The organism is Psychrobacter sp. JCM 18902, assembly GCF_904846615.1.
Taxonomy (GTDB): domain Bacteria; phylum Pseudomonadota; class Gammaproteobacteria; order Pseudomonadales; family Moraxellaceae; genus Psychrobacter.
This window is the reverse complement of the sequence record NZ_CAJHBK010000001.1, coordinates 1,932,078-1,955,162: the sequence shown is the minus strand read 5'-3', so window position 1 is coordinate 1,955,162 and position 23,085 is coordinate 1,932,078. Positions and strand designations below refer to the sequence as shown.

The 23,085-nt window shown below is 43.3% G+C and carries 17 protein-coding genes; 8 read left to right on the top strand and 9 right to left on the bottom strand.

From position 1 onward, the window contains the following. Positions 1-631: 631 nt before the first annotated feature. Together JMY05_RS07980 and JMY05_RS07975 are read left to right on the top strand one after the other, a co-directional pair. Positions 632-2,701 (top strand): TonB-dependent receptor domain-containing protein, encoded by a 2,070-nt coding sequence (locus JMY05_RS07980; protein ID WP_201614765.1) that lies wholly within the window; start codon positions 632-634, stop codon positions 2,699-2,701. Between the two features lie 167 nt (positions 2,702-2,868). Beyond that, positions 2,869-4,242: a PepSY-associated TM helix domain-containing protein gene (locus JMY05_RS07975; protein WP_201614754.1), complete on the top strand. Its 1,374-nt coding sequence runs from the start codon at positions 2,869-2,871 to the stop codon at positions 4,240-4,242. Positions 4,243-4,373: 131 nt separating this feature from the next. Here the strand turns inward: JMY05_RS07975 and JMY05_RS07970 are convergent, their stop codons facing one another. The 5 genes from JMY05_RS07970 to JMY05_RS07950 form a co-directional block, all read right to left on the bottom strand. After that, entirely contained in the window at positions 4,374-4,700 is a 327-nt protein-coding gene (locus tag JMY05_RS07970; protein ID WP_045444446.1) for a hypothetical protein, read from the bottom strand. A gap of 35 nt (positions 4,701-4,735) precedes the next feature. Continuing rightward, the gene (locus JMY05_RS07965; RefSeq protein ID WP_045444447.1) at positions 4,736-5,506 is read right to left on the bottom strand and encodes an ABC transporter ATP-binding protein; all 771 of its coding nucleotides are present in this window, start codon (positions 5,504-5,506) and stop codon (positions 4,736-4,738) included. A 100-nt stretch (positions 5,507-5,606) separates the two neighbouring features. Continuing rightward, a complete protein-coding gene (locus tag JMY05_RS07960) occupies positions 5,607-6,668 on the bottom strand; it encodes an iron chelate uptake ABC transporter family permease subunit (protein ID WP_201614752.1) in 1,062 nt (353 codons plus the stop codon). Positions 6,669-6,784: 116 nt separating this feature from the next. Beyond that, positions 6,785-7,885, bottom strand: a complete 1,101-nt coding sequence (locus JMY05_RS07955) for an ABC transporter permease (protein ID WP_095849340.1) — start codon at positions 7,883-7,885, stop codon at positions 6,785-6,787. Positions 7,886-8,002: 117 nt separating this feature from the next. After that, positions 8,003-9,052 (bottom strand): siderophore ABC transporter substrate-binding protein, encoded by a 1,050-nt coding sequence (locus JMY05_RS07950; protein ID WP_201614750.1) that lies wholly within the window; start codon positions 9,050-9,052, stop codon positions 8,003-8,005. Positions 9,053-9,566: 514 nt separating this feature from the next. Between JMY05_RS07950 and JMY05_RS07945 the strand changes: the two genes are divergently transcribed. From JMY05_RS07945 to JMY05_RS07935, 3 genes are all read left to right on the top strand, one after another. After that, positions 9,567-10,541, top strand: coding sequence for an energy transducer TonB (locus tag JMY05_RS07945; protein ID WP_045444448.1), 975 nt, complete (start codon positions 9,567-9,569; stop codon positions 10,539-10,541). A 78-nt stretch (positions 10,542-10,619) separates the two neighbouring features. Next, entirely contained in the window at positions 10,620-11,309 is a 690-nt protein-coding gene (locus JMY05_RS07940; RefSeq protein WP_045444451.1) for a MotA/TolQ/ExbB proton channel family protein, read from the top strand. Between the two features lie 82 nt (positions 11,310-11,391). Beyond that, on the top strand, positions 11,392-11,793 hold the full coding sequence (locus JMY05_RS07935; protein WP_045444454.1) for an ExbD/TolR family protein: 402 nt from the start codon (positions 11,392-11,394) through the stop codon (positions 11,791-11,793). Positions 11,794-11,949: 156 nt separating this feature from the next. On the opposite strand, the gene JMY05_RS07930 is transcribed toward JMY05_RS07935, so the two are convergent. Continuing rightward, a complete protein-coding gene (locus JMY05_RS07930) occupies positions 11,950-12,423 on the bottom strand; it encodes a DUF2799 domain-containing protein (protein WP_109589456.1) in 474 nt (157 codons plus the stop codon). A 500-nt stretch (positions 12,424-12,923) separates the two neighbouring features. Here JMY05_RS07930 and JMY05_RS07925 point away from each other — a divergent pair, with 500 nt between their 5' ends. Continuing rightward, positions 12,924-13,520: a hypothetical protein gene (locus tag JMY05_RS07925; RefSeq protein WP_045444457.1), complete on the top strand. Its 597-nt coding sequence runs from the start codon at positions 12,924-12,926 to the stop codon at positions 13,518-13,520. A 287-nt stretch (positions 13,521-13,807) separates the two neighbouring features. Next, positions 13,808-16,474, top strand: coding sequence for a type I DNA topoisomerase (gene topA, locus JMY05_RS07920; protein ID WP_201614748.1), 2,667 nt, complete (start codon positions 13,808-13,810; stop codon positions 16,472-16,474). Between the two features lie 170 nt (positions 16,475-16,644). Here topA and JMY05_RS07915 read toward each other — a convergent pair whose 3' ends face one another. The 3 genes from JMY05_RS07915 to lon all read right to left on the bottom strand — a co-directional run bounded on the left by JMY05_RS07915 (position 16,645) and on the right by lon (position 21,067). Beyond that, positions 16,645-17,202, bottom strand: a complete 558-nt coding sequence (locus JMY05_RS07915; RefSeq protein ID WP_045444459.1) for a superoxide dismutase family protein — start codon at positions 17,200-17,202, stop codon at positions 16,645-16,647. Between the two features lie 199 nt (positions 17,203-17,401). Beyond that, positions 17,402-18,490: a hypothetical protein gene (locus tag JMY05_RS07910; RefSeq protein WP_201614746.1), complete on the bottom strand. Its 1,089-nt coding sequence runs from the start codon at positions 18,488-18,490 to the stop codon at positions 17,402-17,404. Positions 18,491-18,634: 144 nt separating this feature from the next. Continuing rightward, complete coding sequence (lon, locus tag JMY05_RS07905; protein WP_201615376.1) at positions 18,635-21,067, bottom strand: endopeptidase La; 2,433 nt, start codon at positions 21,065-21,067, stop codon at positions 18,635-18,637. A 591-nt stretch (positions 21,068-21,658) separates the two neighbouring features. Between lon and JMY05_RS07900 the strand changes: the two genes are divergently transcribed. Continuing rightward, positions 21,659-23,020, top strand: coding sequence for a Na+/H+ antiporter family protein (locus JMY05_RS07900; RefSeq protein WP_201614744.1), 1,362 nt, complete (start codon positions 21,659-21,661; stop codon positions 23,018-23,020). The last annotated feature ends 65 nt before the right edge of the window (positions 23,021-23,085 follow it).

Genomic DNA, 23,085 nt, shown 5'->3' with positions numbered 1-23,085 from the left:
TAGTCCAAGCTCTGTGGAGAGAGCTAAGCACTGTGATGAATTTAGAGATGGATATCGACACACCGTTTATCTTCATATTGCTTAGTTGTCTCACAAAGAGTCGCACTTATCCTTGTGCTAATAAATATCAGCAGCTAGCTATTATTTATCAATATGACTAATAGTCGTAGGTTTAAACCTGACTAATTGGTCAACTATATAAGGGTATAGTGAAAGGGTTGGCTATTGCAACGTTTTTTTTCATGTTGATGGCTTTATTTCTTAAATAATAACAGTCTATTAGACGAACATAGCGCAGCAGATTTGGTTTGCTCGCTATTTCTACTCGTCTAAAAACAGTAAGCAACAAAACGGAATAAGTCAGCCAGATTTAGCGCTATTTTTTAATATTAAATTTCTCGCATTAATTATTGCCAAATTGTTAGTACTTCGTTATTATGCCTCTCACTATTAAAATGCTAATAATTATCATTAACATTGTTATTCGTATGAAAGACTTTGGCTTTGTCAAGACTCCAATCGTCTAAAAAATGGTTTTCAACAATAAGCGGTGCAACTGCCACAAGCTGTGCTCAACAGTAAATAGCTCTTAAAAATTCTAATTTGTGATAGTCAATAAGGTGAGTGTGTTATGCGTGAAGTAAAGTTATCAAAACTATCTAGTCAAATGACGGTATTGTCCATGGGCGTGGCAGCGGTATTATGGTCACAAGCAGTCAGTGCAGCACCTGCAGAAGACATGCCAAGCACCACGTTGCAGACCATTACGGTGACAGCCAATAGCTCAGTACGTGATAAAGTGCAAACCGATTCTGTTTATATAGAAGACTATACGCCAGCGCAGCAAGCCAGCCATTTAAGCGATTTTTTGAATGTCGTTCCTGGGGTTACGGTAGGTGGTACCTCAGCGGTCAATCAGCGTATTCGTATTCGTGGTCTTGAAGACAGCAACCTAAAAGTCACTATCGATGGGGCGCGTCAAGAAGGCAAACTTTTTTATCATATGGGTGACATTACTATTGACCCTGACTTGCTTAAGCAAGCTGATGTCTCAGTCGGTAATAACTCAGTGACGCTAGGAAATGATGCCATTGGCGGGGCGGTGGCCTTTAAAACCGTTGATGCAGTGGATTTGCTGAAACCGGGTCAAAGAATAGGGGCTAAAGTTCACGCAGGCTATGCTAGTAATAATGACGAGCTACTAACGTCAACGACTGTATATGCCGCACCAACGGACAATGTTGACTTACTGGCTTACTATGGCAAGCGCGATAGCGATTCTGGCGAAGATGGTAACGGTCGTGAGCTGTTTGAAGACAGTAAAACTGAAAGCATCTTATTAAAGGCGGGTGCTTATATTGCGAATGACCATCATATTGGCGCAAATTTCAGCCAAACTGAAAAGAAAGGTATTTTCCCATTCCGTCCAGACTTCCCTAGCCGCTCTGAGCCTCCAATTCCGCAACAGGTGAAGCGCGATACTTATGGTATTGATTATAGCTTTAATCCTAGCAACCCACTGATTGATGTAGATACCAACGTGTATCAAACCAAAACCCGCATTTTGCGCGATTCTGATTATATCAATGATCCGGGTTTTGATTTTAACGCTGAAGTTCAAACCACAGGCGCAAAAATCCAAAACACCAGTGACATTGCTACGAATGTTGGCACACACAAGCTTATCTCTGGGATTGAGCACTACAAAAAAGAATCGGAGATGGAGCGCGACTTCGTCAAAGCAGGGTCAGACGAGGCAACCAATACATCAGTATATCTAGAAGACCAATGGAAAAATGGTAAGCTCACTTTAACACCTGGTGTGCGTTATGACCGCTACAAATCTCCTGAGTTTATCTCTGGTGGCAAAACCTATGATAATGTCGTTGGTGCACTTGCCGCAAGCTATGAGATTGCACCATTGACGCAAGTATTTGCCAGCTACACGCAGTTATTTAATGGTCCTGACTTAAGCCAAACCATTTTTAATTCAAATGGTGACAAAACTTACGTTAATAATGACTTAAAAGCAGAAGAAGGGTCTAACGCTGAAGTAGGTATCGTTACAACGTTACGCGATCTAACGGTAGCCGGTGATGCACTACAACTAAGCGGTAAGTACTTTGAAACTGATATCGAAAACTACATCGAATTTGTTCGTTCCGGCGGAACTCGCGTTGGCTTAGACTGTGTCACTGGACAATTAGGTGGTGAATGTCAAGGCGTCATCAATAAAGATGAAGATTTTAAAATTAAAGGGGTTGAGCTCGCTGCCGACTATAAAATGAATAACTTTAGTATGGGTTTGAGCTATTCACGCGCACGCAGCAAAGGTGAAAAAACGGGCTACAGCATTCCTTCAGTGACTGGAAGCAGCTCAGAATCAGGCGATAAATATATGGTCAATCTGGCTTATGCCCCAACAGAGACCACAGATATCGGCTGGCGCAGTACGTATGTTGCTTCAGTGATGCCGAATACGTCTGAAAATGAGATTGAAAAACCAAGCTATAATGTTCATGATATCTTTATGAACTATTCGCCAAAACAAGTTGATGGATTAAAAGCCACGCTTGGCGTTTATAATCTTTTTGATGAAGCTTATGCGAGTCACTCATCTCGTCTAAATCCGATTGATGATGTTGCTACTGATTTTGAGAAAGGTCGTAATATCAAAGCGTCATTGACGTATCAGTTCTAATCTTATTGTCACTTGATGATAGATGAAAGGGCCAGCTGTCTGTATAGGATAGCTGGCTTTTTTATGGTCAGTAAATGATGAAGCATGTGATAGCAATTACAACTTTTTTTAAATACCAATCAAAATAACCAATGAATAAAGAAACGATGAATAAAAAACCAATACTAATGACTTCATTTCCCCCTACGTTGCGTCAGAGCTGTTTATGGATTCATCGTTATACTGGGCTTGCGATGGCCGCCTTTTTGATCATTGCTGGTATTACGGGCACGCTATTGGCGTTTCATGATGAGCTGGATGATGTGTTTAATCACAAGCTGGCAAGTATTGAGGTGCAGCAAACGCCGCCATTGTCGATTGCCGTACTGCATGACAAGGTGATTGCTACTTATCCAAAACAGAGATTTTCGAGCATGCCAACCTCGATAGCACCTGATAGAGCGGCGATATTTTCGGTAGATAGAATGCGTGGTCCTCAAGCAAAATCTCAGCCTAAAGCCCTTTTTCAAGAAGTGTATGTTAACCCCTTTAACGGTGAGATTATCGGTACGCGTGATAAGGATGAATGGGCATGGCGCAATACGATGTACAAGGTATTTTGGTTGCACCGCGATTTATTGATGGGTGATATCGGCAAATTAATACTGGGTATTGTGTCTTTAATCTGGACGATTAATTGTTTCATCGGATTCTATTTAACCTTTCCAAGAGCAGTTAGCGCCAATAAACCTCAACAAGCCGCATTGAGGAAACCATCTGGCAAACCCCGCGCTTCATTTTTTAAGCGCTGGCTACCTACTTGGAAAATTCGCCGAAAAACCAATACTTTTAAGCTCAATTATGACTTACATCATGCGTTTGGCTTATGGCTCTGGCTCATGTTGTTTGTCATTGCGTGGTCGAGTGTTGGTTTTAATTTAAAACCGATATATCAGCCCGTAATGCAAGCGCTGGTAGGGCTTGAAGGTAGAGATGAAGGCAAAGGAGATAAACAAAATAAGCCTGCGATAAATACTGAATCTAGTAGTAATGAGGCGACTATTATTGGCACTAATATGAACAGTACTAATAAGGTAGACAAGGCTCATAGTATTGCTTATTTAAGCAGGCAGGCAGAGATCGCCGCGCAAAAAAATGGCGTCGACGTCCAGCAGCTATTGGGAGTGCGTTGGGTAGAAGAGGACAATCAATGGCAAATGCGCTTTAAAACCAATAAAGATATCGGTAAAAAAGGCGGTGCGTCATCTATCACGGTTGACGCCGCAACAGGCAATGTCGAGCGTGTTCATTTTGGCTATCAAAGCTCATTTGGTAATAAAGCTGATCAATGGATGGCAACGCTACACATGGGTCATATCAGCCATGGCGTAGGTCATTTGTTGTATCAAATATTTTTAGCATTGACGGGGTTAGCCGTGGCGGTATTGTCTGGCACAGGTGTTTATCTGTGGGTCAAAGGGCGTCAAAGTCGGTTAAAGCAAAGGCAAAAATTGACGGTTAAAGACAACTCTTTGAAGCGATTACGCGAAACCAGCCATTAAAGAGCAACTATAAGATATGCTGTACTTAAACCATATCCATAATGATGATTATGCAACCTTCAGAGGTAAAAGTGGTAATGTCAATATTACAGAGTACGGCTATCTTTGATAGTATTTATTAAGATCGCTAACTAAAGCTTTAATTGCAAAAATATACTGTAGGCTATCCCAACGGTAAGGAGCAAGGAGGCAAATAGCTCACCTAGCATGACATTTCTATGCCAGCTATTATTTTCGTCAAAGTTTTTTGTATAATCTACTGCAGCAATATTTTGAGTAAAATCCATCGGAATAACCACCAATCTTAGCACATACAAAGTCATGCCTAACCAAAATAGGGTATCTGCTATCTCTTTATTCACAGCGTAATAAAGGCATAGGCAAAAGCTAATGGTTAAAATTAATAGGGATAAGTTTCTGTAATTTATCCATCGATGATTCAATAAGATTTTATGCATCAACAATTCCTTTTATTGTTTGCAAAGCTCTGTACTTAAACCGCATCGACAATCACTGGGCGACCTTGATGACTGAGCACGCTAACATCGACGTTATACAGATCCTTCATAGTTGCTTGGGTGATGACCTCTGCAGGTTGACCGACAGCCATTACCTGACCCTCTTTCATAGTGACCACGGTATCGGCGAACTGCGCAGCTTGATTGATATCGTGCAGCACGATGACCACGGTTTTTTGCTGGCTATGACTCAATTCGCGCAGCTCACGCATCAGGCGACCAGCATGGTACATATCCAAATTATTCAGCGGCTCATCGAGCAACAAATACGGCGTATCTTGGCAAACAATCATCGCAATTAATACCCGCTGACGCTGACCACCTGATAGTGTCGATAAAAAACGCTCGGCTAATGGCGCAAGCTCAAAACGTTCGATAATTTCTTGCACTTTTTGCTGATCGTCCGCCGTCGGTTGCCCTTGGTGATAAGGATAGCGCCCAAACATCAGCAGCTCATGTACGCGCAGTCGGCCTTGTACTTGGTTGTCTTGTCCAAGCATCGCCACAGTTTTGGACAAGGTTCGCGCATGACAGCTAACAATATCACGTTCCTCATTATCTACAGCGAAACTGACTTGTCCCGACTGTAGCGGTTGCAAGCGCGCCATGACTGAAAACAAGGTAGATTTACCTGCGCCATTGGGACCAATCAGGGCAATCACCTGTGCGCTTGGTAACGACAACGTAATGTTATGAAGAATTTGCTGTTTGCCAATATGGTGCGAGATGTTATTGAGTTTAATCATAGTGGTTCTTATTTTCAAAAGAGATCTAATTTTTCATTACTATATCAATGGTTTTTAGATGATTGGCGACTAGGTCAGTGATTATTAGATAAGCGTGGTATTAACGACGCTGAGTCACAAAAATCAATATTAAGAATACCAAGCCACCCGCCAATTCAATGACGACCGATAGTACCCCTGCCATGCCCAATAGTTGCTCAAATATCGTCTGACCGAGTACCAAGCAAATCATCGCCACCAAACTGACCAATATCAGACGCTCGCTGTGATACATATGCCGAGCGATACGATTGGTTAGCGCACAAACTAACAGACCAAAAAAGGTCACTGGACCGATCAATGAGGTTGCCGTGGCGACCAATACCGCAATGACGGTTAACAGTCCAAATGCTAAGCGTTGATAGTTGATCCCGAGGTTAATGGCTTGTGATTTGCCAAGCATCAATACGTCACATTGATAACGCCAGCGCCAGATAAACAGTGCGCTAATGGCACAGATAACAATGCTGATACCAAGCAGCTGCGGATTGACCGTATTAAATTGCGCGTAACTGGCAGATTGCACGACGACGAAATCATCAGGATTGATCAATCTGGCAATCAGGGCTGATAAGCTACGAAACAATACCCCAAAGATAACGCCGACCAATATTAGTCGTGTCAAATCTTGACTGCTTTTTGAAAACAGCAGCTTAAATAATAATAATGACGCGCCAAACATTAAAACAATTTCAAGGGTGAATTTGGCAAGAGGATTGATACTGGTAAAACTTATTGCACCCAAAAAGAAAACCAACAGGCTTTGTAATAAAACGTATAGCGAGTCAAAACCCAACAGTGATGGCGTCAGGATAGGGTTGTGGGTCAAGGTTTGAAACAATAAGGTCGATACGCCAATCGCATAACCGACGACCATTAACGCCAGTAATTTCTTACCTCGAAGTGGTAGCGCAAAGTCCCAATGGCCGTTGACATTGACTGTCAAAAATAGGATGGTTGAGATCAGCAATATGATAGCGGCTATGGATTTTGGGTGACTGACTATAAATGTCCAGAGTCGCGCAAGACAACTTTGTCCAAAAGTAGTTTTGTCGTTATTTTCTGAAGCACTGTCATCTAGAGTGTTATTGGCTGCGGCGCTAGGCTTAGACGGTGAAAACATGCGTAAATCCTATAGTGCTAGGCTTATCTAATCAGACAAAACAACGATAAAAGAAAGAGAAGAGGCAAAGAGGTTTAATCAGTCATTATGAATAAAAAACTTTATAGCGAGTTATTTTATTGTTCAGCAGGCGCACGTAATAATAGCCATAAAAACAGTACCGTACCGACCACCCCAAAAACCGTCGCCACAGGCACTTCAAATGGATAGCGAATCGAGCGTCCAATAATATCGCACAATAGCACTGCCGAAGCGCCCAATAATGCCACCGCTGGTAAGCTACGGCGCAATTTATCCCCCATCAATCGGCTGACGATATTAGGCACGACCAAACCAATAAAAGGAATCATGCCAACGGTGACAACGACAACCGCACTCATCATCGCCACCATGCCAACGCCAACCCATGTCACTTGTCGTTTGCTGATGCCTAAATTGAGCGCGATATTGTCACCCAAACCGACGATGGTCAGCTTGTCAGCAATGATATACGCCAGCACGCACAATCCGCCCGTCAGCCATAGCAGCTCGTAACGACCTGCTAAGACGCCAGAGAAATCACCAAATTGCCAAACGCTGAGCATCTGTAACGATTCTGTTTGATAGGCGATAAAGGTCGTCACTGCCTCAATGATACCTCCAAAGACGATACCAATTAGCGGGATCATCAAAAAATCCGTTGGCGGAATGCGGTGGATCAGTAGCATAAACAGCATCATACCAAATACCGCTGCGATGGTAGCCACACCCATTTTAACAATGAGCGCACTGGCTGGAAATAGCAGGCTAACCACCAATAATCCCAGTGCGGCGCTTTGAGTTGCACCGACCATTGATGGCTCAACGAAGCGGTTTTTGAGCACCACTTGAATAATCATCCCAGCAACTGCCATGGAAACACCGGTCAAGATAATAGCGATGGTACGCGGTAGGCGGCTGACCAGTAGCAGTGAGCTGTCGGAGTTGGCACTATGGTTGATAAGGCTGTGAAATATACCTGACCACGAAAAATCAGCCACCCCAATTGATAAGCTTAATAACACCAAAAGCCCCATAATAATGAGGCTGCCCGTGTTGATGACCCACGGCGGTATAGAAGCACGGCGATTTTTAGAGCTTAGACCACGGCTTGCGCTTTTTTGCCAACTCGTTGATGCGGCTGGTAAAGTAGGGCGGGCTTTAACGCTGGTCTGCGCACGAGAGGAAAATAATGGCATATCAGCTACTGGCTTAAAGTTAGGGTTGGCAACTGACAGTGATGACAGTTGCCTAAAAACGAATGACGCTTATTTAACATGTTGCTTGTGTAGCATATTGCTTATTTAACGCATTCTTTATTTAGCGTTAGCAAAAGCCTCTTTAATGGTCGTCAAATCCTGCATCCATTGATAATAACCGCCAAAGGCAAGATATGAGTCTGGGCTAAGATAGACCACTTGATTGTTACTCCATGCGTTGGTTTGCGCGACCAGTGGATTGTCCAATACGGCTTTGGCACCAGCACCATCTTCACCAATGGCGGCACTGCGATCGACGACGAATAACCAGTCTGGATTGGTTTTTTGTATGTATTCAAACGAGATTGGCTGGCCGTGGCGCGCATCGGCGATTTGGTCATCTGCCATTGGAATATCAAGTACGGTATGGATAAAACCGTAGCGGGATTTGTCGCCGTAGGCAGATAGCTTATTGCCATTGACCATGACCACTAAGCCTTTACCTTTATCTTTGGTTAATGTTTTAGTCTCATCAATGAGCCCGTCGATATTGCCTTGCAGTTTCGCTGCCTGAGCGCTCTTACCGAACAATGCACCCAAATCATGCAAACGCTGCTTGCTCGATTCATAGATATTTGCGGTATCAATCGTCATGTCGAGCGTTGGCGCAATACTAGACAGCGCATCATATTTTTCTGCCATGCGCGAGCCGACCAAGATAGCTTGCGGCTGCATCGCGTTCAACGCCTCAAGATCTGGCTCAAATACGGTGCCGACAGTTTTTGGTTCAGGCTGTGTCTTAGACTGTAAATTGTTTAATTTTAGACCGCTTGGCATGCCATCGACAGCAACATCAAGCGCGGCCAAATCCTGCATCAACGTCATATCATAGACCACCAACGGCGATGGATTCATTGCCAAGTCGACATTACCTTTTACCGTGTCGACCGTGATCTTTTCAACAGAGACCGCATCGTTATTAGCGACATTCGAGGCATGATCTGCTGTTTGATTTTCAGTCTTAGCGTCCGCCGGCTCGGAGTCGTTAGACTCAGGTGAGCTACAACCTGTCACACTGATCGTAGCAACTAGAGCGGTCACCATAGCAGTCAGTAAAGGGCGTTTGAAAAAAGGAGTAGAGCGGTTAGGCAATAAAATAATAGACATAAATAACTCGGTATATAAGCTGGTTGGACAAAGGATGTATCAAATAATCGGTCATATAAAAGTAAAAAGAACTTCATCGATGTAATGCTTCACACTATAGAATGCTCGACGGTATTACTTTTGACGTTATGATTTTTTATGGGTTTTTTTTACGCTTAGCTATTGAGATGTTCAACATGCCTTAATATCTTGAGATTTTGTAATCTTAAAGATGCGCAGTCGATTAGGGGCTATGATAAATTAATTGAGACTCATTATCAATACAAATGATAATGGTTTTTATTACGTCACTTTATTACATGGGGTTTGACTGCCTTGGCACAATAAGCATGCATAGCGATATTTGAGAAAGGGTGGTCGAATGATTAAGTAGGTTTTGCTTATTAATAACGCTAAATGATTAGCCGATTATTTACTTAATAAGCAAAATTATTATAAATTTATTATTGATAATAATTATCGTTTGCATTATTATCTACGCCATTCTACCTCGGTTAATGAATATTAGGGTGTTATGAGTTCAACGGATTTAGACGCGCCACCACTTAAATTGATACTCGCAGCTATTATTATAGTGGTGGGCTTGCACGTGCTGACGGCAGTCGCATTGGTGGCGATCAAGACGCCTGAGATAAAAGTTGAACCAAAAAAAGACACACCACCTATCGAGATAGAGATGGTGACGTTACCTGTCAAAACAGCCGTCCCTGAAGTAGAAAAAGTTCAGGAAGTAACGCCCAAAAAAGCAGCGCCTAAAACAGAGTCAAAACCTGAACCTAAAAAACCGGCACCGTCAAAACCTAAAGTAGCTCCAGTAGTGAAGGCTAAGCAAAATGCACCAGAAAAGCCAGTGGTAAAAGCCAAAAAGGCTGATATAGCACCTGTCGTAAAAGTAGAAAAAAAGAAGCTTGATATTATTAAAAAAGAGGTGTCGAAAAAGCCAATAGTAGAATCGAAAGTCGATACCTCAATGGCTGATAGTCAACGTGAAGCTGAAGAACGACGTAAAATTCTAGCAGCAGAATCACAAAAGGCCGCTCAAGAAGCCCATGATAGAGCAGTGCAAGACGCTAAGAAAATAGCCGATGCCAAGGCTGCCCGAGAGGCTCAAACCGAAGCGAATGCTAGAAAAGCAGCAGAAGACAAAGCGGCTGAAGATGCCGCGCAAAAAGCAGCAGCCGCTGCAAGTAATGAACCTGTGAGCTTTACTGCTAGTGCTGCAGACTGGGCATCAGCGCCAAACTTTAGCTTTCCTACTCGAGCCGCTCGTAGAGCATCTTCGGGTGATACATTCAAGGTGGTATTGATATTAAGAGTGAATAAGCAGGGCGGTATTGATAGTGCTCGCGTTGCCCAATCTTCAGGCAATTCAATAGTAGATAAAGAGGCGCAGCGTCAAGTAAGCTCTGGAAAATTCAGACCTTTTACTAAAAATGGCGTGCCAGTCGTCGGTAATGTGACATTACCTGTTACTTATAATGTGCCATAAATACATGGTTATTAGTACCAAGCATCGGCGCAATCGCAAATAATCGAACAATGGTAATAAAATACAAAGGAGTCTGACATGGACTTTATGCAATACTGGCAAATCAGCGACATGGTGACAAAAACTTTGTTCTTTTTGTTGCTTGCTTTATCTATTCTTTCTTGGGTGACTGGCATTATTCGTGTGCTACAAAGCCGCAAATTGGCCGCCAATGTTGCAGATGATTTGAGTCAGCAGATTCAAGTAAAACAGGCTGAGATGATAGCAGCAGATGCCACTACTCGCCGTTTGGTTACTGAGCAGGTCTTGCTCAAGCATATTGGTCGTTACCGTTTTGCCAGTGAGCGCGGCTTACCTATTCTTGGGACGACAGCCGCAATTGCGCCATTTATCGGTTTGTTTGGGACGGTATGGGGAATTTTTCATGCGCTACATAACATTGGCATGAGTGGGCAAGCGGGTTTGGGACAAGTGGCAGGGCCAGTCGGTGAGGCACTTATCATGACAGGTTTGGGGATCGCCGTGGCGATTCCAGCCGTGGTGTTTTATAACCTTGCAGTGCGTATCAATCGCCGTGTGATGTATCACGCCAACGATAGAGCGCATGACTTATTAGCACGTTCTGCCGAAATGGTCGTTACCCAGCAGTCGTTAACAGACAGAAAATCGACTGTTACCCAAGATTCGTTAGCAAAGGGTATGCACTCAAACGCAGCAGATGCTCAGCAAGTGACTCATTATCATAGTTCAGCCGCGTCGCAGCCTTAACGATTATCCATTGATGGGACAGTCCGTTAGGCGATAGCCAAGCGAGCTATATTGCGAATAACCAAATGTATTGAGAGTAATTATGGCATTTCAATTGGGTGATGATGACAGTCAAAGTATGAGTGAGATGAACCTCATTCCGCTTATCGACATCATGCTGGTATTGATGATTATATTTCTATTGACGGCGACCGTACTGAATCCGACAGTGCCACTAGAGTTGCCGAAGACCAGTGCTGCGTTAAATGAGGCGCCACCAGAGGCTATTCAAATTAGCATCGATAAAGACGCAGGGATATTTTGGGACAGCGATGCGATTAGCATGGAGGAGTTAGAGGCACGGTTACAACAGCAAAGTGCTGGAGGTAAAGACCCTTCTGTACAATTGCGTGCTGACAAAGACAGTAAGTATGACACGGTCGCTCAAGTGCTAGCCGCTGCCAGTCAAGCAGGACTTACAAAGATAGCCTTTGTCAATGAATAAGGCGAGTCTATAAAAGACGTGATTATCATATGATGTTTGCTAGATAGCCAACCATCAAAAAGGTAGCTAATATAATAATAAAAAAAAATAATAAACTTTTCTCCAGCCTCAATGAGTACTTAAACCTCAAATTAAGTACTCATTGGGGTTTTCTTTTTACCAGCCATAGCCAAAGGGATGATAGCCGTAACCGAAGCGCCCAGGCCCGTAGCCAAACGGATAAGGCGAACGTAGGTAATCGAGATCACGTTGACGGATATAGTAGTAACGTCCTTGCGCGTAAGCTTCTTCTAGCTTTTCGATGCCTTCGAGCGGACAAACGGGCTGCCAGTCGTAGCCTTCGCGACCAAGTTTATAAGCATTGAGCTCGGTGCAGTAGCTTTTGAGCCCTTGCTGTCGCCCTTGCTCCCATTGTATGCGGTTGGGCATAGGACCACCTACCTTTGCGCAGCTATCAGCGTAATGACCGAAATAAGCACCTGAACGCCCTTGTAAGCCATCAGCATAGCCGACTTCTTGCCAGTTGCTTTCCTGACATTGCTGCGGGGTAAGATTTTGTGTCGTTGCACAGCCTGATAGGGTAAATAAGGCAGCGCCTACTAGCGAGAGGGTAAGTCCAGTTTTACTCATGAGTTTATGGACACATTTGCTCGCTAGTGAAGCGGTCGATGAGTTTCGCTTAAGAAGATAATTCATAATAAACCTGCGCGCGTTTAAAATTATGGTTTATCATAGCACTTTTTGATGCTGACAACTTTTTGTATCTCGTTATTATGCTGTTTTTTATTCGAGTTAAGTATTTGATCTATTAGCACATATAGCCAAGCCATCGAGATTAGAAAACGCGAGTGGTTGATGGTTATCAACTCATTATGCTTGATTTTTAACGGTTCGTGCTCATTATAAGCATCTATATAGTAGCCAGTATTCAGATAATCATTTATTAAACAGTCGCTTGTCAGGATGCTACTGGTTAGAAAATTACTGGTTAAAAGTTACGGTTCAAACAATCAATGATTGCTTTTTTATAGTTAACTAGGTAATCGCTATCTTTATAGTAGCGTGTTGTATAAATAGTGGCAGTTTTATTTTTTAGTAGCATTTTCATTTATCCAAAAGGCCGGACCATCATGGGAACATTCATTGGCGTTATCATTGTACTATTTGTATTAGGGAGTATGATGGCGCTCAAACCTAACGGTATCGATCAGCGTTTGGATAAGCTGCGCATGACCGCGCGTCGTTTACAATTGAATCCAAAGCTGGTGAGTTGTCCTGATTGGATCAAAGGTAAAGACAACGAATATGGGCGTGGAATGTTAGGTCAATACTGTTTAGTGTTAGATGATGTGCAGCTGCCGCACACGCGCTATCAAGTGATTGATGGGCAATGGCGACCAGATAGTAGTTTTGTCGATACAACCAAAGATGATGTTAAGCTCACGATTCCAAGTGCGATTCGTGCTAATAACAGCACTAATAATACGATTATCAAGAAAACCAATTTTAGCTTGGATAAAGCACCGCTAGACTTGCCAGTCAGTATTGAGCCGTTTGTTAAAGGTTTACTGACTAAGGCAAATAGTATCGTAATTTATTGGGAAGATATCGCTTATGTGCGTCCTTCATCCAATTCCGCTTATCAGCAAAAATTGATTGAAGCAGATTTGTTGGTGCTCAAAAAACAGCTTGAACAATGGGCGTCAGAGATGCAAAAGCGCCTATAAAACGGCTACAAGGTAGAAAATCATTTTTTAATCTCCATTTATAAGCAATATGCAAGCACTTTTGGCAAACTCTCAGTCATTTACAGTTGACAGTGTAATGCTTAGCAGTGTAACGTCTTTATAACTGACTCTTTATCTTATGGTTATTGTTTGTTTTATAAACGTTTTTTTAAGCAGCTGTTACTATAATGATTCACCGCGCTACTATAACTCACAATTATAAATTGCCATGCTGCTGTATTTATTCTTACTTTTAATTTACTCATATAATAATGGTGTCGTCACATATGGCAAAAACCGCAACCAAAAAAAGTCCAGCGCCCGCTGCTGGTAATCCCAAAGGCAGTCCAAAGGGCAAGTCTTTGGTGATTGTAGAATCACCTGCCAAGGCAAAAACAATCAATAAATACCTTGGCGATGACTTTATCGTACGCTCAAGTATCGGTCATGTCCGTGATCTACCAGTTGGCGCAAGCAAAAGTGCAAAAAAACCAACAACGACCAAAAAAGATGACAGTCTAAGCAAAGAAGAAAAAACCCAGCAAGCCTTGGTACGGCGCATGGGCGTCGATCCAGAACATGACTGGGCAGCAGTTTATGAAGTATTACCAAATAAAACTAAGGTTATCAAAGAGCTGAAAGCTTTAGCTAAAGACGCTGACAAAATCTATCTGGCAACGGATATGGATAGAGAAGGGGAAGCGATTGCGTGGCATCTTAAAGAAGTCATCGGCGGCGCTGATAGTAAGTATGAGCGTGTGGTTTTTAACGAGATTACCAAATCAGCCATTCAAAATGCCTTTAAGCAGCCCTCCAAACTTGATATCGATCGTGTCAATGCCCAACAAGCGCGTCGCTTTTTAGACCGTGTCGTTGGCTTTATGGTATCGCCGCTGCTGTGGCAAAAGGTTGCTCGCGGTCTCTCTGCAGGTCGCGTTCAGTCCGTTGCTATGCGTCTGGTCGTAGAAAGAGAACATGAAATTCGCGCCTTTATACCAGAAGAGTATTGGCAAATTCATGCCGATACTCACGTTGCCAGTAGCAAAAAGGACGCTGAGCAAATTGCGATTCGCTTAGAGGCGACCAAGCAAGGCGGCAAAACGCTTAAGCTTGTCAATAAAGAGCAGACTGATAAAGTCTTAGCAGTGCTTAACTCAAGCGACTTTATCGTCAAAGAGCGTGAAGAGAAGCCAACGCAATCGCGTCCGAGTGCGCCGTTTATCACCTCGACATTGCAGCAAGCAGCCAGCACACGATTGGGCTTTTCAGTTAAAAAGACCATGATTTTGGCGCAGCGCTTATACGAATCGGGTCATATTACTTATATGCGTACCGACTCGACTTTCTTATCTGGTGATGCACTTGCTGCGGTACGTGGCTATATCGAAGACAGCTATGGCGCAAAATACGTACCCGAAAAGCCAAATTTCTACGGCAACAAACAAGGCGCACAAGAGGCGCATGAGGCGATTCGTCCCTCTAACGTCAATATGAAGTCAACGCAGCTTAAAGGGGTTGAGCGTGATGCCATCCGCCTGTACGAGCTGATTTGGCGGCAGTTTGTCGCTTGTCAGATGCTGCCAGCAAAATACTTGTCAGTGAATCTATTCGTCGCTGCCAATGATGTCGAGTTAAAAGCACGTGGTCGTACGTTAGTATTTGATGGTTATACCAAGGTTATGCCACCAGCGAAGACTGACGATACCTTATTACCAGATGTGAAAAAAGGCGATAAATTAATACTAGATAAGCTCGATCCGAGTCAGCATTTCACCAAGCCGCCACCGCGCTATACCGAGGCAAGTTTGGTGAAAGAACTTGAGAAAAAGGGCATCGGTCGTCCATCAACTTATGCGTCTATCATCTCGACCATTCAAGATCGCGGCTATGTGAAGCTTGAGAACAAGCGCCTGTTTGCTGAAAAAATGGGTGATATCGTTACCGACAGACTAACCGCAAGCTTCCCAGATTTGATGGATTATACCTTTACCGCCGCGCTAGAGGACAAGCTTGACCATGTGGCAGAAGGTGATACAGATTGGAAAGATGTCCTTGATAATTTCTATGGCGACTTCAAAAAGACCCTAGATCGTGCCAAAGAAAAAGACGGCATGCGTCCAAATGATCCAACTGACGTACCAGACGTGCATTGCGATCTTTGCGATCGTCCAATGCAATTACGTACTGGCTCAACGGGTGTATTCTTAGGGTGTACTGGCTATAATTTACCGCCAAAAGAGCGCTGTAAAGGCACTAAGAACTTAATGCCCGTCGAAGCTTTTGCCAATCTTGATGAGGCAGAAGGTGATGATGAAGCGGCAGAAGTTCGCGATTTGATGGAGAAAAAGCGTTGCCCGAAATGTAGCACGGCAATGAATGGTTATATCGTCGATGGCGGTCTGAAACTGCATGTGTGTGGTAACAATCCTGATTGTGATGGTTATGTCTTAGAAGAAGGCAAATTCGAAGTGCCTGGCTCTGATTCTCCAACCATTGACTGTAATAAGTGCGATGGACAAATGGAGCTAAAGACGGGACGTTTTGGTCCTTACTTCGCTTGTCAGCAATGTGATAACACCCGTAAAGTGTTAAAAACAGGCGAAGCCGCACCGCCGCGTATGGATCCCATTCATCTGCCAGAGCTGAAATCAACCAAGCACGATGATTACTTTATCTTGCGTGAAGGGGCAGCTGGGATGTTCTTGGCAGCGTCTAAATTCCCGAAAGTACGCGAGACACGCGCACCAAAGCTGGCTGAGCTACGCGAAATCAAAGATAAAATGGAAGATAAATTCCAGTATTTGTTTGAAGGTCCAGATGAAGATCCAGATGGTAATCCAACCATCTTACGCTGGTCACGTAAAAAGAAAGAGCAATATATCGGCTCTGAGAAAAACGGTAAGGCCACACGTTGGGGTGTGTATTGGCGTAATGGCAAGTGGGTAGAGGAATAAGTCTCCTTTACTTTTTACCTTGGTGATTGATTGTTAATATATGAGCTTTTGTATCATCAATATTGTTTTCAGCTATAAATTTTTAAACAATAAAAAACCTCTTAGATTCTAAGAGGTTTTTTTGTGCTATTCATATATGTGATATCAATAACAGCTAAGTTCAGATGCTATTAGTTCTTTTCGATGATACCGCAAGCAACGCGGTCGCCTGCATTACCAGCTGGTTGGCTAGTATAGTCATCAGCACCGCTATGCACGATAAAGGCTAAACGATTAACGCTATATTTACCAGCATCAGCGACAGAGATTTTTTTATTCACATAGTTAATAGTAGCCACGCCATCTGCATTGGCAGTCAGGTTAGGCAAGTCGCCAGCATGACCATTCATATCATCAGGATTAGAATGAGGCTTATTGTCTGGATTAAAGTGACCACCTGCCGCTTTACCCATATCAGCACAGCTACCCGTTTCATGGATATGTAGTGAGACTGTCTTGCCCGGCTGCAAATTCATCAGCTTACCGTAGACTTGTACGCCGCCATCAACTGGACGTAGGAATACTTGCCCCACTTCATTTTTATTACCAGCGACTGCATTGATAGTAGATTTTAAGGCAGGTTGGCTAAGTGGATTGCCAGTTTGCATTTGACCTTCGACCGTTTGGCAGCCCGTCATTACTAACGCTGAACCACATAATAGGGCACTTGCAAGCATTGTCTTATTCATTATTATCTCCAATTATTTTTGATACTTAGTTATTTTTGATAAAAAGCTAACTCTTAAAGGTTTATAGATAAATACCTTTTGATTTCTATAAACATTCGTTAATGTCGTCATCAGTATAGCTAAGGATTAGATATAGTTATTCATCAAATGCGCAACAATCGGTTAATAAATGTAAGTATCGTATGGGTTTGAAAATTGTTTACGGTATTTTCTTTACTTCGTTTTGCCATACTAAAGTTTCGCCTGATTCTAACTTTTGAGTAAGGAGACAGCTGGATTCAGAATTATCGGAAGGATTAGATACTCTCTGCGTATCAAGATTGATCAGTGTTAACTGACTAGAACTATAAAGCATTAGGCGGCTAAGACTTGATTCAATATCATCAATGTCATCACCACACCCTACCATCGTTGAAGGGTTGCCACCAATTAGCAACGTTTGATTAGTAGATAAAGCATAAGACCCACCAGCCCCATTGCATCCGACAGAAAACCCAACACCTTGGCTAAAACTACTTTGCTGAGGATTGCTATAATCATGTGAACCAAGTCTGTAGTTTGCAGTAATAGGTACATCTGGACGATTAAATTTATTAATAGTTTTATTGGTATCGTCAGTTGCACTAATAAGACGCCATTGGTATCGCTCTAATAATTCATTGATAAGCGGTATGCCCGCCACAGGATATTCAGGCTTGGGCGTACCCGAAAAAATCAGTGTTTTTCCTTTATTGGTTTTTAGAGCCAGCTGTTTTAAGGTCTTGTTAGAACTCTGTGCAGAGTTTGCTAGTACTGGATCAAATCTGAAAGCTGTATCTGAATAGGGTATAAAAACACTATTTACGACATTTCCTGTTTTGATTGTGTTTTTATTACTCAAATTTTCGATAATTGAATGATTTACTGTGGTGCAGTTATCAGATGGTTCGCTGATATTGATTTGCCCGTAAGGGTAAGGTAATGGTAACCACATATCAAAAGAAAGTTGGTGACGCTGACAGCCTTCTGTAAATGTTAAAAGGCTTGGATGTACCTCCATTATCAAAGGCAGCTTTTGGTTAAAAGCCTTGATTCGACCCTTATCATCGCTAACATGGGTTAATTGCCACTCATATTTTGTGGTGGTTTGAAACAGTCTGGATTCGAGCGTGGTCGCTGACCAGTTTTTATCGTCGATAACGATCCTAGTTTGTGCTGAATGATTAAGACTGTTGCTTTGGCAGCCTAACAAAGCGAGGGGTAGTAATGTGCTTATTACAATTAGAGGTATCCTTAAATGATTTAACATTGTACTTTCCTAATAAATAAACATTTGTCTAAAATATAGCATAAGGTATTATTAAGAGCTTTCTTTATTATGGCCAAAAAAAGCCGCCCATCGTTATGATGAGCGGCTTTTTGATTTATAAGACTGGATTAATAACTACTCAGATTAATTATGCAGCGCTTTCCCTGCAGTTTTATCGACCATTACTTTCGCAGGCTTAAGCGGAACTGGCATACTGACCAAGGCAACCTTCAATATCTCATCAATCGTTGCCACTGGCTGAATAGTCAGACCGGCTTTGACGTTATCAGGGATATCAGCTAAGTCACGCTCATTAGTCGCTGGAATCAACACATGCTTGATACCACCGCGATGGGCGGCCAATAGCTTCTCTTTTAGACCACCGATACGCAGGATTTTACCGCGCAGTGTAATCTCACCTGTCATCGCAATATCTGGGCGAATGGCAATACCCGTTAAGGCAGAAACCAGCGCTGTGGTTAGCGCCCCACCAGCCGATGGGCCATCTTTCGGGGTCGCACCTTCTGGCATATGGACGTGGACATCAGTGGTTTTAAAGGTCTCGTAATCAATGCCTAAGCTATCACCGCGAGCACGTACCACGCTCATGGCAGCGCGAATCGACTCTTTCATCACGTCGCCGAGTGAACCTGTAAAGCTAAGCTCACCTTTACCTTTCATCGCCACCGCTTCGATGGTCAATAACTCACCACCGACCTGTGTCCATGCAAGACCAGTGATACGACCAATCTCAGGCTCTTCTTCAGCCAGACCGTAGTCATACTGATGGACACCAAGATAATCATCGATGTTTTTATCATCGACCACAATTAGCTGACGTTCCGCTTTTTTCGGAGCACGTGCGCCATGGGTTTCAACCGAACCGCGAACGACTTTACGGCAGATTTTATTGACTTCACGCTCAAGGTTACGCACACCGGCTTCACGGGTATAGCTACGCACGATGCTATGCAATGCCGCCTCAACAATCTCAATTTCACCTTCTTTGAGACCGTTGTTTTTAATCGCTTTTGGCACGAGATATTTCTGCGCGATGTTGACCTTTTCTTCTTCGGTATAACCCGGTAGACGAATGACTTCCATACGGTCAAGCAGGGCAGGCGGAATATCCATACTGTTCGCAGTACAGATAAACATCACTTGCGACAAATCTAAGTCCATGTCTAAATAATGGTCGTTAAACGTGTCGTTCTGTGAGGGATCTAACACTTCAAGCAACGCTGATGCTGGATCACCGCGGAAGTCTTGCGCCATTTTATCGATTTCATCTAATAAGAATAGCGGGTTTTTAACTTCGACTTTAGCCAGTGATTGGACAATTTTACCCGGCATCGCGCCGATATAAGTACGGCGATGACCACGGATTTCCGCTTCATCACGCACGCCGCCAAGCGCCATACGTACAAATTTACGGCCGGTCGCCCGAGCAATCGACTCGCCTAATGAGGTTTTACCAACACCTGGAGGACCGACTAAACAAAGAATCGGACCACGGAGTTTTTTCACTCGTGACTGTACGGCGAGGTATTCTAAGATGCGATCTTTCACATCTTGCAAGCCGTAATGATCTTCGTCCAATACCGTTTTTGCTTTGTCTAAATTAATCGAAACTTTGGTCGTCGCATTCCACGGCGTATCCAAAATCCATTCAATATAGTTGCGTACGACTGACGACTCACTCGAGGCAGGTGGCATCATTTTGAGCTTTTTCAGCTCTTGATCCGCTTTTTTACGCACATCTTCTGGCAAGTCAGCATATTCTAGACGCTGCTCTAGCTCAGCCACATCATCTTCGCCATCGAACGCACCGTCATTCATATCTGACAGCTCATTTTTAATGGCTTTCATCTTCTCGTTTAAGAAGTATTCGCGTTGATTGTCTTCCATTTGCTGACGGACGGCTTCTTGGATATCTTGCTCGATATTTTGTTCAGCACTCTGCTTAACCAAATATTCGGTTAAGGTATTGATATGGGTTTTAAGGTCATCATTTTCTAAGAATGATTGCTTAATATCTAAATCCATCGACACACGGGTCGAGATGAAATAAACCAGCTCAAGCAAGTCATCGATACGTTTTGCCACACGAGTCAGTTCGCGAGCATTACGCAGACGCGCATCGGCATAGCTTTCAAACAATGTGGTTAATGCTTGAATCGTGTTTTTCTGCTGGCTCTCATCCATACTGACATCAAGGTCAGCACGCTCAAAGCTTGCCATCAATAATGTGTCGTGATTTTCTATAGTATCAACGTGCGCACGATATTGACCTTCGATCAATACTTTGATGCAGTTCTCATCACTGTCATGCGGCATGGTACTGACGATGCGGCAAACCGTACCGTATTGATACAAGTTATCTTGATCGATGTCTTCAGTCAGTGAGTCTTTTTGTGCCACGACCAAGACTTTATTGCCATACTCAGCCTGTGCCAACTCAACGGCCTTTACCGATGGCTCACGACCGACGAACAAGGCAATCTGCATGTGCGGATAAACGACAACATCGCGCAATGCCAGTAGTGGTAAATAGTTTTCTGTACCGTCACCTTTTATACTATCGTCTTTTGCGTCATCGTCTTCAATAGTGTTGTCCTTGTCATCACTATTTTTGCTATCACCATCTTCAACGCGATCAGCTGTTACAGCTACATCACCTGTCGTATCGTCAGGCGCGTTGTCTCGCTCTTGATCATCAGCAATAGTAGATGAAACGTCGACATCGATGTCGATATTGTCTTGGGCAATTTTATGTTCACTCATATATTCTTCCTCGTTCACCAGACTTGTAAAGTCAAGTTCGTGGTTCATGTTTAGATAAATGGTGCTCACCGATAAAATTGCAAGGCTTGTGGGCAAAGTCACACGCTTATCTGCGCAAAATAGTTATATCTATCTAAAGACTGCGAGTCATATTGTTATTTATAATTTTAAATATTAGCTGAAATTTAATATATACAGAGCATGGATAAGAAGTGCGTAGCTAACACCTATTGGGTTCTGTGCGTAGGATTTGTGTGCAAAATAAGGTAAACTGACGCGCGTCTTAAACGGTGGTTTTAGCGTCAAGCGGTTTAGAGGCGAGGGTGATATCCATCATCCATGAGATATTAATAGGTCTTAATCAGACAGAATAAGAGGCAATATATGACCATCAATGCGGTACTGCTGGCAGTCGTCATCATGCTAGGGCTGTCTTTGGCGCGTGTACACGTGGTACTCAGCTTATTAATCGGTGCGCTGGCAGGTGGACTCATCGCTGGTTTGGGTATGACCGATACTTTGAATGCCTTTCAAGAAGGTATCCGAAATGGCGCACAAATTGCACTGTCCTATGCGCTGCTTGGGGCTTTTGCAGTGGCGATTGCGCATTCAGGATTGCCACAGTCACTGGCAGGGGCGGTGATCAAACGCATTGATGCGGGTGGTACGAGTGGAATGATTAAATACATGCTGTTTGCAGGCTTAATCACCATGAGCTGCTTTAGCCAAAACTTAATCCCTATTCATATTGCCTTTATTCCATTGCTAGTACCGCCATTATTACTCGCCTTCAATCGCATGCACATCGATAGACGTTTAATTGCTTGTCTACTGACTTTTGGTCTTGTGACTACTTACATGTTTATTCCGTATGGCTTTGGCGATATTTATCTCAATCAAATCATGCTGAAAAACGTCGGTGAAGCAGGTGTCGATATCAGTAACATCTCAGTCACCAAAGCCATGGCAATTCCAGCTTTGGGTATGTTCGTAGGCTTGCTCGTCGCCGTATTTATCAGCTACCGTAAACCGCGCCAGTATCAGCAGCTAGCACTTGATAAAGCTGCGCATGATGAGGTATTAGAGGGTGACGCGTTAAGCAAAACCGCAGCTAGTGCGCAAACACAAAGCAAGATGAAAACGTTGGTGGCGCTTGCCGCGATTGTGACGGCATTTGTGGTGCAGATGTATACCGACTCACTTTTGCTTGGTTCAATGTTTGGCTTTGGCGTCTTTATGGCAACGGGCGTCGTTAAATGGAGTGAAGCCGATACGGTCTTTAATGACGGTATCAAATTGATGGCGATGATTGGCTTTATTATGATTACCGCGCAAGGCTTTGCCGAAGTCATGAAAGCAACCGAACAAATTCAACCATTGGTTGATGGTGCTGCGTCTTTATTCGCAGGTAATAAAGCGATAGCTGCATTTATTATGCTGTTAATTGGTTTAATTGTGACCATGGGTATTGGTTCGTCATTCTCAACCATTCCTATTTTGGCCGCGATTTATGTGCCGCTATGTATCTCGTTAGGGTTTTCTCCATTGGCAACCGTGGCGATTATTGGTACGGCTGGCGCGTTGGGCGATGCAGGTTCTCCAGCATCAGATTCGACTCTCGGACCCACTTCTGGTCTAAACATCGACGGTCAGCATGACCATATCAAGGACAGTGTAGTGCCGACATTCTTGCATTACAACATTCCATTATTGGTATTTGGTTGGATTGCAGCGATGGTGTTGTAGGCTATCAAAGTTAAGTAGAGATTGGTGTAGGCTGGGTTTTTAACCCAGCTTTAAAATATCAATTA